Below are 11,549 nucleotides of genomic sequence, written 5' to 3'. Positions count from 1 at the left end.
CGGGTATTCTTTGCCACAGCGTAGAGGGGCGCTTGCGCGCGGGGTGGACGATGAAGTCTACCAGCCTTCCGCCCCCACCCCGGCATCGGCCCTGGCCGCGGCCTGTTGTCATCCTTTGGCCAAGCGCTTGACATCCTTCGGGAATGTCCCGCATACTTTTGGGCCAATTTTAATCTTCATCCGGATGTAAGCGCCATGAAGCGTACTTTCCAGCCCAGCAAGCTCAAGCGCGCCCGTACGCACGGCTTCCGCGCCCGTATGGCCACGGCCGATGGCCGCAAGATCCTGAACGCCCGTCGCGCGAAGGGTCGCAAGCGCCTGATCCCGTAAGCGGTTCGCTGGTCGTGCGTGCCGCAGCCATGCCGCGCGATGCGCGGATACGCCGCGCCGCCGACTTCGCAGCCCTGCGAAATGTCAGCGGTCGCCTCGGCGGCCGCTGTTTTCTTTTGCGCTTCGGAAATAACACGGCAGATACCGCCCGGCTTGGCCTGGCGATCTCTAAGCGCTGCTCCAAGCGCGCCGTGGACCGCAACCGCATCAAGCGGCTCGCGCGCGAGGCGTTTCGCCGCGCCCGGCCCGACCTGCCGCCCGTTGATATCCTTGTGATGGCCCGCGATAGCGCCGTCCAGGTAACGGGTGCCGCCCTCCTCGCGGAGCTGGATACCCTCCTGCGCCGCATCCGGCCGTTGAAGCCCGAGGGTGCCGACGGCACAATCGCGCGTTGACCTCTTTCTTGCCCGCCTGCCCGTCCTCATATCGGCCGCGGTGCCCCACGGATCTGGCTTAAGCTAATGAATCAAACGCGTACGCTCCTCTTCTTCGCGCTCATGTTCGTGGCGTACATGCTGTTCACCCAGTGGGAGCAGGATTACGGCCCGAAGCCGCCTGCCCAGCCGGCCGCCGCGGCTCAGGTCGATGGCAAGCCGTCCGCTGATGGCAGCGTGCCCGGTGCCTCCGGCCCGGCCAATGTTCCGGCCGATACGTCGGCCACGCCGGCCGGCAAGGCCGAGCTCGTTACCCTGCAGAACGATGTGCTCCGCCTCACCATCGATACCCGTGGTGGCAGCATCGTCCGTTCGGAACTCCTGTACTACCCGAACGTGCCGGTCACCAAGAATGACCCGACCCCGCCGCCGGTTCGCCTGCTGGATGACGATGCGAAGACCTTCTTCGCCGCCCAGGATGGCCTGGTCAGCAGCTCGGGTGCCGCGCCGGACCACCGCGCCCTCTTCCACGCCGAGAAGACCGAGGCCAAGCTCGCCGATGGCGAGAAGTCGGTCAGCCTCGATCTGACCTGGTCGGATCCGTCGGGCGTGAAGGTGACCAAGCGCTACACGCTGAAGCGTATGGACTACGTGGTCGATCTCGACCAGCGCATCGACAACGGCTCGCAGGCCACCTGGACGGGTAACGCCTACCAGCAGCTGCAGCGCGCGCCGGCCGAGAAGGCCAGCTGGTTCAAGGCCTACACCGATCCGGCACAGCACAGCTTCTTCGGCGCTGGCTGGTACAGCCCGGAATCGAAGTTCGAATCGCTGAACTTCGCCGACTTCCAGAAGAACCCGCTGAACCGCCCGATCACCGGTGGCTGGATCAGCATGCTCCAGCATTACTTCCTGGTGGCCTGGATTCCGCCGGCGGACCAGAACGTTTCGTACAGCACCAATATCGTCGACCCGAACTCGGCCACGCCGCGTTACCTCGTCCGCGCCTTCGGCCCGGCGATCTCGGTCGCGCCTGGCCAGGCGTCGGACAGCATCGCTCGTCTCTACGTTGGTCCGCGTCTGCAGGGCACGCTCGATGCGATCGCCCCGGGTCTCGACCTGACGGCCAACTACGGTTGGCTGACCATCATCGCCACCCCGCTTCACTGGCTGCTCTCGCAGCTGCACGCCATCAGCGGTAACTGGGGCGTTGCGATCATCCTGCTCGTGCTGCTCATCAAGACGGCCCTGTACAAGCTCACCGATGCGCAGTTCCGTTCGGGCGCGCGCATGCGCAAGCTGCAGCCGCGGGTCCAGGCGCTCAAGGAGCGCTATGGCGATGACCGCATGAAGATGCAGCAGGCCATGATGGAGCTGTACAAGAAGGAGAAGGTGAACCCGATGGCGGGCTGCCTGCCCATCCTCATCACCTTCCCGATCTTCATCGGCCTGCTCCGCGTGCTGTCGGAATCCATTGAGCTGCGCCACGCGCCGTTCATCCTCTGGATCCACGACCTTTCCGCGCCGGATCCCTTCTATGTACTGCCGGTGATGTACTTCCTCGTGACGCTGCTCACCCAGCGCATGATGCCGACGGCCGGCATGGATCCGACCCAGGCCAAGATGATGAAGGTGATGCCGCTGATCTTCGGTGTCTTCTTCGCCTTCTTCCCGGCGGGCCTCGTGCTCTACTGGACCGTCAACGGTGCGACCAGCCTGCTCCAGCAGTGGTACATCAACCGCAGCGTTGATAAGGCCCACGAAAAGGCACGCACTGCGTAATACGCCATGAGCCACGGCACCGACACCATCGCAGCCATCGCCACCGGCGCCGGCGCGGCCGGTGTCGGTGCCGTTCGCGTATCTGGCCCCCTCGCTCCGTCGATCGCGTCGAGCCTGCTCGGCCGGGAACCGAAGCCGCGCTATGCGCACTTCACCGCGTTTCGCGATGCGGAAGGTGAGCTGATCGATCGCGGGATCCTGCTCTCGTTTCCGGGACCGGCGTCTTACACCGGCGAACATGTCCTGGAACTACAGGGCCATGGCAGCGCGGTGTTGCTCGACGCCCTGCTCCGCCGATGCATCTCGCTTGGTGCACGCCTGGCGCGGCCCGGCGAATTCACCGAGCGTGCGTTCCTCAACGGCAAGCTCGATCTCGCCCAGGCGGAAGCGGTGGCCGATGTCGTCGCCGCGACGTCGGAAGCGGGAGCGCGAGCGGCACTGCGTTCGATGGAAGGTGTGTTCTCCGCGCGCGTTGACGCGTTGCTCGCTGAGCTCATCGCGCTGCGTGTCCATATTGAAGCGGCGATTGATTTCCCTGAAGAAGAGATCGACTTCCTCGCCGATCCGGTGATTGGCGAACAGCTTGCTGCGCTTCGTTCCAGCCTCGATGCATTGCTGATCGAGACGCGTCGTGGCGTTCGTTTGAACGACGGCATTACCGTCGCGATCGTCGGTCGACCGAATGCAGGCAAATCCAGTTTGCTCAACGCACTCGCCGGCGCAGAGCGCGCGATCGTGACCGACATCGCTGGCACCACGCGCGATGTGTTGCGTGAGGCGATCACGATCGACGGTGTCACTCTCGAGCTAGCCGACACGGCCGGCCTTCGCGAGTCAGATGACGTGGTCGAGCGTGAGGGTATCCGTCGCGCGCTTGCGCAACTCGAGCGTTGCGATGTCGCGATCCTGGTCAGCGATGAACAGCACGCCGATAGCGATCTCGCGTTCTTCGAAGGCACGCCTGCGCACGCGACGCGCATTGTTGTCGTGAACAAGATCGATCTTGGCACCGAGCACGCGCATCAATCGCACGCTGCTGGCTATGAAAAACTGTGGCTATCCGCTCGAACCGGCGAAGGCCTCAATGCGCTCCGCGACATGCTCCGCACGCTCGCAACCGCTGGTGCGGGCGATGGCGCTTTCAGTGCACGCCGACGACACGTCGTTGCTCTCGAGCAGGTCGATGCTCATCTGCTTCGCACCGCTGACGCATTGCACGGATCGCATGCCGGCGAACTCGCTGCCGAGGAGCTTCGCCACGCGCAACAAGCGCTCGGCGAAGTGACAGGTGCGTATTCGTCGGACGACCTGCTCGGCGCGATCTTTAGTTCGTTCTGTATTGGAAAGTAGCGACTGACGTATCGATCAAACGATCATGCAAAGTGACCGTCACCGTCAGCGCGCGGCTCGAGATCCGCGCCGCCCAATACGTCCATCCTCCAGCGAAAATCCCGGATCAGCTCGTTCTTGTATCTCGGATGGAAGAAATTCCGAAGAATCTCAAGAACGAGCTCGTCGCGGTCCCGATCAGTCGCGGCGGCGAGCTTATCGAGGTCGGCAATTACCGTAGTGTCTGTGATCGTCATGCGTTCCATCGTGCCTCCTGCACAGCACGACGCATATTAGGCGAAGCCCACGTCGCCTCGTAGGCGTTCGCCGATGGATGCTGCCATCCTTTGACTACATCACTAGCAAGCCTGGGCAGCTTCCTGCGACTCGCTATTCCGCTCAACAGCCACGGAAACGCCCCAAAGCAGCAATCCACCCAGCGCCAGGCCACTTCCCACCCAACCCGGCGAAGTCCAGCCGTAGCCTTGCGAGATCGCGAGACCCCCCAGGAACGGCCCGAGCGCGTTCGCCGTGTTGAACGCCGAATGGTTCAGCGCAGCGGCCAATGCCTGCGCATCACCGGCGACGTCCATGAGACGTGTCTGAAGCACGGTGCCGAGGGCGCCGCTGATGCCGATGAAGAACACGCTGATACCCAGCGTCCACACATTACCGGCGGTGAACGGGAAGATCGCTAGAATGATCAGCGCCCACACCAGCAGCGCGCCCGCCGTGCGCATCAACGCACGATCGGCGAACACCGGCACGACCATGTTGCCGAGCGTCATGCCTACACCGAACACACCCATGATCCAGGGCACCGACGAGAGCGGCATGTGGGTCACGTTGAGAAGGATGTCGGCGAGGTAGGTGTACACCGCGAACATGCCGCCGAAACCGATCGCGCCAATACCGAGCGTGATCCACACCTGCGACCGCTTCAGTGCACTGAGTTCGCGTAGCGGACTCGCATTAGGATTGGCGGGCGTATTCGGTGCGAAGGCGAGCACGGCACTCATCGTGGCAACACCGAGCACAGCGACCAGCGCGAAACTCCAGCGCCACCCAACCAACTGGCCGAGCCAGCTCGCCAGCGGCACGCCGGCGATCGTCGCCACCGTAAGGCCGAGGAACATCTGGCCCACAGCGCGCGTGCGCCGGTTCGCGGGGACGAGCGAACTCGCCACAAGCGCAGCGACGCCGAAGTACGCGCCATGCGGCAGGCCCGCAAGGAAGCGGAACACCAGCATCCAGTGGTAATTCGGCGACAACCCCGTCAGGCCGTTGAACACGGTGAACATCGCCATGAGCAACAGCAGCAGGCGGCGGCGCGGCATGCGCGCGCCTAGCACCGTGATGATCGGCGCACCCACCACCACGCCCAGCGCGTAAGCGCTGATCGCGTGGCCAGCGGTCGGCGCATCGATGCCCAGACCCTGCGCGAACAGCGGCAGCATGCTCATCGAGGCAAATTCCGTCGTGCCGATGGCGAAGCCGCCGACAGCGAGGGCAAGAATCACGAGCCCGACGTGGGGCGCGCGGACGGGTGGGGTGCCCGGATCGAGTGCGGGAGCGGCGGAAGACATGGGGAGTGCGGCCTGGGACGTGGGCGAGCGCCGCCTTGTGCGGCGCAGCAATAGTGATAGTTTACGCCCGTAACGGCCGCCCCGCGCAAGCGCGCACACGCAACTGATGGAAAACCATCACTTTTCAGGTGTGCTGCTGCAGGTACTCGATGAACGCACGGAGGGCGCTGGTGACCCGGCGCTGGCGGGGGTAATAAAGCATGAAGCCGGGGTACGGCGGGCACCAGTCCTCCAGGACCCGGACCAGCTTGCCGGCCTGGACGTACTCATCCACCTGTTCGTCCAGCACCAGGGTGAGACCCACGCCGGCGAGCGCGGCATCCACCGAGACGCAGAGGTCGCCGAAGGTGCAGCGGCCGCGAACATCCAGTTCCAGCTTGGTCTCGCCCTGTTCGAACTCCCATTTATAGAGGCGCCCGCTAGGGAAGCGGAAACGGATGCAGTCGTGTTGCATCAGGTCGTACGGGTGCAGCGGCACGCCGCGACGGGCCAGGTATTCCGGGGCAGCGACGCAGGCGCCCTTCTGCATGCCGCCGAAGGGAATGGCGATCATGTCTTCGGGCACGGACTCGTGGAAACGGATGCCGGCGTCGTAGCCCGCAGCCACGATATCGATCATGCCGTCGTCATCCACCGCCTCGAAGTGGATATCCGGGTAGGTCGCCAGGAACCCCGGCAGGAGCGGTGGCAACAAGAGTTGGCCCGCGGTCCGTGGCATGTTCAGGCGGAGCGTCCCTGCCGGATGGGCCCGGAAGTCGTTCATCTCTTCCAGGGCGTCGCCGACATCACGCAGGGCAGGCTGCAGGCGCTCAAGCAGCCGCTGGCCGGCTTCGGTCAGCGAGACGCTTCGGGTCGTCCGGTGGAACAGGGTGACCCCGAGCCGCTCCTCCAGCCCACGGATCGCGTAGCTGATGGCTGACGTGGACAAGGTAAGCTCCGCCCCGGCCTTCCGGAAGCTGGCGTGGCGAGCGACGGCCGCGAAGGCGGCCAGGTGTGAAAGATTGTCAGGGCGCATGATTATCAAGAATACCTCAACGATACGTCCGAATAATCGCGTTGGCGCGTCGGATTGTTGAGGGTTATCGTTCCCCGCTTTCCCGATTCCCCCTGTAGAGGATGACACCCATGTTCGAAGTCCACGGTTTTGCCGCCAAAGACGCCACGTCGCCCCTCGTCCCGTTCACGTTCAACCGCCGCGATGTCGGCGCGCACGACGTGCATATCGAAGTGCTCTACAGCGGCGTATGCCACTCCGACCTGCACCAGGCCAAGGGCGATTGGGGTAACTCCACCTTCCCGATGGTCCCGGGTCACGAAATCGTCGGCCGCGTGAAGGCGGTGGGTTCGGCCGTGAAGAAGCTGAAGGTCGGCGACTACGCCGGCGTCGGCTGCATGGTCGATTCGTGCCGCACCTGTGAGTCCTGCAACAAGGATCTCGAGCAGTACTGCACGGTCCACACGAGCTTCACCTACAACGGCACCGAGCAGGATAAGAAGACCCCCACCTACGGCGGCTACTCGACCGACATGGTCGCGGAAGAGCGCTTCGTGGTGAAGATCTCCGACAAGCTCGACCTGAAGGCAGCCGCCCCGCTGCTCTGCGCCGGCATCACCACCTACTCGCCGCTGCGCCACTGGAACGTGGGCCCGGGCCAGAAGGTCGGCGTGATCGGCCTCGGCGGCCTCGGCCACATGGGCGTGAAGTTCGCCAAGGCCATGGGTGCGCATGTCGTCATGATCACCACCTCGGAAGCCAAGGGCGCGGACGCGAAGCGCCTCGGTGCCGATGAAGTGCTGGTGTCGAAGGATCCGAAGCAGATGGAAGCAGCCGCTTCTTCGTTCGATTTCCTGCTCAACACCGTGCCGGTCAGCCACGACATCCTGCCGTACCTCTCGCTGCTGAAGCTCGACGGCACGATGGTGCTCGTCGGCGCCCTCACCCCGCTTGATGCGTTCCCGGGTGGCGCGCTGATGCTGCCGCGTCGCACCGTTGCCGGTTCGGCGATCGGTGGCATGAAGGAAACCCAGGAGATGATGGACTTCTGCGCCGAGCACAACATCGTGTCCGATGTTGAGATGGTGAAGATGGCCGACATCAACGAAGTCTACGAGCGCCTGGTGAAGAACGACGTGCGCTACCGCTTCGTGATCGACATGGCGTCGATGCCGAAGAACTAAGTCGCAAAAGATGCGCGCCGCGATGTGACTCGCGGCGCCCTCTGTAGGAGCCCACCCTGTGGGCGACGCCGTTCGCGAAAGACCCACAGACCCTGTGGCGCCATCGCGAAAGATGTCGCCCACAGGGTGGGCTCCTACGGTTTGGGGCCTGGCCGTCGTATGCTCGGGTGATCCACATGGAGCTCATGGATTGAAACGGTTCTTCCGATACGCTGGCTACGTTGCCGCCCTCTTCCTCGTGTTCCTCGTTTTCGTCGCGATCTCCGCGTGGCCGAACATCGGCACCTTGCCGAAGGGTGAGTTCCTCGCTCGCAATGAGCAGTCGCCGGAGTGGCATGGCAGCCAGTTCCTGAATCCGCAGGCGATGTTTTCCAACCTGCACGGCGGCATCCTGCAGATCTTCGAATCGAAGCCAGGCGAGGAACCGGATCAGCCGATACCGACGGTCGATTCATCGGCTACCTACAAGACACCGCCTGCCAGTGGCCTGCGCGTCACCTGGTTCGGCCACTCGTCGATGCTGCTCGAGATCGACGGTACGAACATCGTGGTCGATCCGTTCTGGAGCGAGCGCACTTCTCCGTTCGGCTGGCTGGGGCCGAAACGCTGGTACCCGCCGCCGGTGCCGATCGACCATCTTCCGCGCGTCGATGTCGTGATCATCTCCCACGACCATTACGACCACCTCGACCGCGCCTCGGTGCAGGCGCTGTACGCACGCGGTGCACGCTTCATCGTTCCGCTAGGCATCGCCTCGCACCTCGTCGGCTGGGGCATCCCGAACGATCGCATCACCCAACTCGACTGGTGGCAGGAAGCGAAGGTCGGCACGGTCACCGTCGTCTCGACGCCATCGCGCCACGCGTCCGGCCGGCTCAACCCGCAAAGCGATCAGACGCTCTGGACCGGCTATGCCCTCCTCGGCCCGCGCCATCGCGTGTTCTATTCCGGCGACACCGGCATGAACGACAGCTTCTCCGAGGTTGGCGACAAGTATGGCCCGTTCGACCTCAGCCTGATCGAAGCAGGCCAATACGATGAGCAATGGCCCGATTGGCACCTTGGCCCCGAGCAGGCGGTACTCGTCGACCAGGAAGTGCGCGCCCGCACGATGATCCCGGTGCATTGGGGCCTGGTGAAGCTGGCCCATCACGCCTGGACCGAGCCGCCGGAACGTATCCTTGCGGCGGCGAAGTGCGTGGGTGCGAACGTACTTATCCCCAGGCCCGGCGAGGCCGTGGAACCCACGACGCATCCCGTGGTCCCACGCTGGTGGCCGGAGCAGACCTGGTCCACGGGGGCGCAGACACCGATCATCGCATCGAAGAGCGGCGACCCTGCCCACAAATACGCTTTGCCAGCCTGCCACTGACGGCGGCTTATCCCACCAGGAGCGCATCCCGATGCTTCATCTGTCCCTACGTCGCGCGAGCCTGATCGCCCTCTGTTTCGTTCTGCCGGGCGCCGCCTTCGCCGATGCGAAGGACGATGCCGCCGCGGCGAAGTGCCCCAACGTCGCCGCGTGGCAGACCAAGATGGCGCAAGCGCACCCCGCGCTGACCAGCGAAGGCATCGAACGCGACAACAAGGCAGCGGGATTCTCCGATACCGATCTACGCGATGAACTGAGTAAGCGGTTTGACCAGGACCAATCCGCACGCAGCGCGTGGATCGCCGCACCGCAGGACAAGGCGGCGTTCCAGGCGATGGATAAAGTGGACAAGGACAACCTGGCGTGGATGAAGGAAACCTTCGCCAAAAAGGGCTTCCCGCACGCGAACGCGGTAGGCCTTGCCGGCGTGAGCGCGGCCTTTACCCTGGTACAGCACGCGACTTCCGATATCCCCTTCATGCAGTCGATGCTGCCGCAAATCACCGCGCGCGCGGATGCCGGCGAGTTGGCCAAGGGTGACGTGGCGATGCTGACCGACCGGCTGCTCCGCCATGAAGGCAAGCCGCAACGTTATGGCACGCAGTACACCACCACTAACGGCAGGGACTTCGCCAGCATGAAGATGGACCCGGTGGAAGATCCCGCACATCTCGATCAACGCCGTGCGTCGATGGACCTGATGCCGAGCGCCGACTACCAGTGCATGCTCAGCGTCTACTACGCTCCCGCGCCGAAATAACCGCTACTACAGGGTTAGGGATTCCCAGTTGAGGTTGAAGCGGGCCAGATACTTGCGCAGGCGGTCGGCGTCGTTGGTGCTGGAGCGCTTTGCACGTGAGGCGGCGAATAGTTGCCGCCCCGCGTCGGAAATCGTGCGCGCGCGGCGGCATACCTTCACCACCTCAGCCAGCTGCACACGATCGAACAGGTCAACCTCATCCAGCGCATCACCCAACAATTCGCGTAGTCCATCGACCTCGCCGCCATCGTGGCGCCAAAGCCTGCGCAGGCGTGCAATTTCTTCATCGACGCTGGCTTCGTTGATGCGGCCGGAAGGCGCAAGCGTTGCCATGCGTGTCACCGACGCGCCCAGGTCCCGGAAGTTGCCCGACCACGGTGCGTCCCCCGACATAGCGAAACCGAGGTAGCGCGCCCGCGCCTCCTTGTTGAACGTGACGCGACGGTTCTCTTCGCGCGCATAGCGGTCCAGCTCGTAATCCAGGTTCGGCTCGATATCCTCCATGCGCTCCGCAAGTCCGGGGAGATGGAACGACCAGATATTCAGCCGCGCATACAGATCATCACGGAAGCGCCCTTCCGCAACGCGTTTGCCGAGATCACGATTGGTACCGGCGATCAGTTGAAAGTCGCTGGCCACTTCGCGATCGCCACCCACGGGCAGGAAACGCTTGTCTTCGAGCGCGCGTAGCAGCATCGCCTGCTCGTCCGCGCCGAGCTCGCCGATTTCATCAAGGAACAAGAGGCCCTTGTCCGCGCTGCGCAACAGGCCCGCGCGCTCGCCGGCCGCACCGGTGTAAGCGCCTTTGACATGGCCGAACAGCGCACTCATCGCACCATCGCCGCGGAGCGTCGCGCAGTTCACCTCGACAAAGCGTCCGCTCACCTCGCGCCGCGCCTGCTTCAACTCGAACAGACGTCGGGCGAGCTGGCTCTTGCCCGCACCCGTGGGGCCCATCAGGAGGATCGGCGCCGCGGATCGGCTGCCCACGGTCTCGATCTGATCGATCATGCGGTTGAACGCGGGATTGCGCGTAGCGATACCGCTCTTCAGGTGCGTGCGGTCTTCCTGTTGCTCGATCTGGAAGCGTTGTGTGAGGCGGTCATACCGGGAGAGATCGAGATCGATCACGCTCAACTCGCCGACGCTCGCCGTCACCCCCGCGTGGCGCGGTGGCGAAGCCTGCAGCAGGCGGCCCGGCAGGTGGCGGCTCTCGGTCAGCAGGAACAGGCAAATCTGTGCGACGTGCGTGCCGGTCGTGATGTGAAAGTAGTAATCCTCGTTCTCGAGGTCGAACGGATACGCGCGCGCAAAGGCGTACAGCGTTTCGTACACCGACTCGAAGTCCCAGGGATTCTCAATGTAGGTGTCGTGCACCTTCACCGCGGTCTCGGGCGACACCTGGGCCAGATCTTCAACGACGCGCTTCAGCGTCCGGGCCGCGCGGCGCTCGTCCGCGAGCAGCTCGATGCGGCCGATCAGGAAATCCTCGTGCATGCCCAGCGACACCGTGGGACGCCAGCGTTCCCAGCGCTCGGGCTTATCGCCCGCATCCAGCTGGGTGCCGAGAAAGCCGATGACCACCTTGGTCTTCATGGATCAATCCATCTAATAGACGATACGGCCATATCGTATTTCATCGCCACGGCTGTGGGTGAATTTAGTACCACGAACAATAAAAATGATCTTAGGCAGTGACTTACGAATTTGACCACGGCGTTGGCACGGCTCCTGCTCTATCCATCCCGTAACCGGCCTCCACTCGCAGCCGCTCTCAGCCAGTCAGCTCACGGACGAATCGGGCGACAGGGATGTCTCAGGCGTGGCGCGATGTTTTC

General features: G+C 63.8%; 11 protein-coding genes. 7 read left to right on the top strand and 4 right to left on the bottom strand.

What is annotated here, in order from left to right; translation table 11 throughout:
* Positions 1-195: 195 nt before the first annotated feature.
* The 4 genes from rpmH (at position 196) to mnmE (ending at position 3,836) form a co-directional block, all read left to right on the top strand.
* On the top strand, positions 196-330 hold the full coding sequence (rpmH, locus tag L2Y96_RS22870) for a 50S ribosomal protein L34 (protein ID WP_008211413.1): 135 nt from the start codon (positions 196-198) through the stop codon (positions 328-330).
* A 14-nt stretch (positions 331-344) separates the two neighbouring features.
* On the top strand, positions 345-725 hold the full coding sequence (gene rnpA, locus L2Y96_RS22865) for a ribonuclease P protein component (protein WP_247330852.1): 381 nt from the start codon (positions 345-347) through the stop codon (positions 723-725).
* 66 nt (positions 726-791) lie between these two features.
* Positions 792-2,486: a membrane protein insertase YidC gene (gene yidC / locus L2Y96_RS22860; RefSeq protein WP_247330850.1), complete on the top strand. Its 1,695-nt coding sequence runs from the start codon at positions 792-794 to the stop codon at positions 2,484-2,486.
* Between the two features lie 6 nt (positions 2,487-2,492).
* On the top strand, positions 2,493-3,836 hold the full coding sequence (mnmE, locus tag L2Y96_RS22855; protein ID WP_247330848.1) for a tRNA uridine-5-carboxymethylaminomethyl(34) synthesis GTPase MnmE: 1,344 nt from the start codon (positions 2,493-2,495) through the stop codon (positions 3,834-3,836).
* A gap of 23 nt (positions 3,837-3,859) precedes the next feature.
* Here the strand turns inward: mnmE and L2Y96_RS22850 are convergent, their stop codons facing one another.
* From L2Y96_RS22850 to L2Y96_RS22840, 3 genes are all read right to left on the bottom strand, one after another.
* A complete protein-coding gene (locus L2Y96_RS22850; protein ID WP_247330846.1) occupies positions 3,860-4,081 on the bottom strand; it encodes a hypothetical protein in 222 nt (73 codons plus the stop codon).
* Between the two features lie 93 nt (positions 4,082-4,174).
* Positions 4,175-5,401 (bottom strand): MFS transporter, encoded by a 1,227-nt coding sequence (locus L2Y96_RS22845; protein ID WP_247330844.1) that lies wholly within the window; start codon positions 5,399-5,401, stop codon positions 4,175-4,177.
* A 124-nt stretch (positions 5,402-5,525) separates the two neighbouring features.
* Positions 5,526-6,416, bottom strand: a complete 891-nt coding sequence (locus L2Y96_RS22840) for a LysR family transcriptional regulator (protein WP_247330842.1) — start codon at positions 6,414-6,416, stop codon at positions 5,526-5,528.
* 110 nt (positions 6,417-6,526) lie between these two features.
* On the opposite strand from L2Y96_RS22840, the gene L2Y96_RS22835 reads away from it, so the two are divergent.
* The 3 genes from L2Y96_RS22835 (at position 6,527) to L2Y96_RS22825 (ending at position 9,711) form a co-directional block, all read left to right on the top strand.
* Positions 6,527-7,579 (top strand): NAD(P)-dependent alcohol dehydrogenase, encoded by a 1,053-nt coding sequence (locus tag L2Y96_RS22835; RefSeq protein WP_247330840.1) that lies wholly within the window; start codon positions 6,527-6,529, stop codon positions 7,577-7,579.
* A gap of 190 nt (positions 7,580-7,769) precedes the next feature.
* Positions 7,770-8,951 (top strand): MBL fold metallo-hydrolase, encoded by a 1,182-nt coding sequence (locus L2Y96_RS22830; protein ID WP_247330838.1) that lies wholly within the window; start codon positions 7,770-7,772, stop codon positions 8,949-8,951.
* A 31-nt stretch (positions 8,952-8,982) separates the two neighbouring features.
* Positions 8,983-9,711: a DUF6624 domain-containing protein gene (locus L2Y96_RS22825; protein WP_247330837.1), complete on the top strand. Its 729-nt coding sequence runs from the start codon at positions 8,983-8,985 to the stop codon at positions 9,709-9,711.
* A 6-nt stretch (positions 9,712-9,717) separates the two neighbouring features.
* Here L2Y96_RS22825 and rtcR read toward each other — a convergent pair whose 3' ends face one another.
* The gene (gene rtcR, locus L2Y96_RS22820; protein ID WP_247330835.1) at positions 9,718-11,307 is read right to left on the bottom strand and encodes an RNA repair transcriptional activator RtcR; all 1,590 of its coding nucleotides are present in this window, start codon (positions 11,305-11,307) and stop codon (positions 9,718-9,720) included.
* Positions 11,308-11,549 lie beyond the last annotated feature (242 nt).

Origin of the sequence: Luteibacter aegosomaticola (assembly GCF_023078475.1) — a bacterium.
GTDB classification, from domain to species: domain Bacteria; phylum Pseudomonadota; class Gammaproteobacteria; order Xanthomonadales; family Rhodanobacteraceae; genus Luteibacter; species Luteibacter aegosomaticola.
Note: the sequence above shows the minus strand (reverse complement) of the source record. Positions and strands in the feature narration are given on the sequence as shown.

Excerpts from the sequence above, each read along its gene's own strand:
- rpmH (WP_008211413.1), top strand. The coding sequence starts at position 196 with ATGAAGCGTACTTTCCAGCCCAGCAAGCTCAAGCGCGCCCGTACGCAC.
- yidC (WP_247330850.1), top strand. The coding sequence starts at position 792 with ATGAATCAAACGCGTACGCTCCTCTTCTTCGCGCTCATGTTCGTGGCG.
- mnmE (WP_247330848.1), top strand. The coding sequence starts at position 2,493 with ATGAGCCACGGCACCGACACCATCGCAGCCATCGCCACCGGCGCCGGC.
- L2Y96_RS22850 (WP_247330846.1), bottom strand. The coding sequence starts at position 4,081 with ATGGAACGCATGACGATCACAGACACTACGGTAATTGCCGACCTCGAT.
- L2Y96_RS22845 (WP_247330844.1), bottom strand. The coding sequence starts at position 5,401 with ATGTCTTCCGCCGCTCCCGCACTCGATCCGGGCACCCCACCCGTCCGC.
- L2Y96_RS22840 (WP_247330842.1), bottom strand. The coding sequence starts at position 6,416 with ATGCGCCCTGACAATCTTTCACACCTGGCCGCCTTCGCGGCCGTCGCT.
- L2Y96_RS22835 (WP_247330840.1), top strand. The coding sequence starts at position 6,527 with ATGTTCGAAGTCCACGGTTTTGCCGCCAAAGACGCCACGTCGCCCCTC.
- L2Y96_RS22825 (WP_247330837.1), top strand. The coding sequence starts at position 8,983 with ATGCTTCATCTGTCCCTACGTCGCGCGAGCCTGATCGCCCTCTGTTTC.
- rtcR (WP_247330835.1), bottom strand. The coding sequence starts at position 11,307 with ATGAAGACCAAGGTGGTCATCGGCTTTCTCGGCACCCAGCTGGATGCG.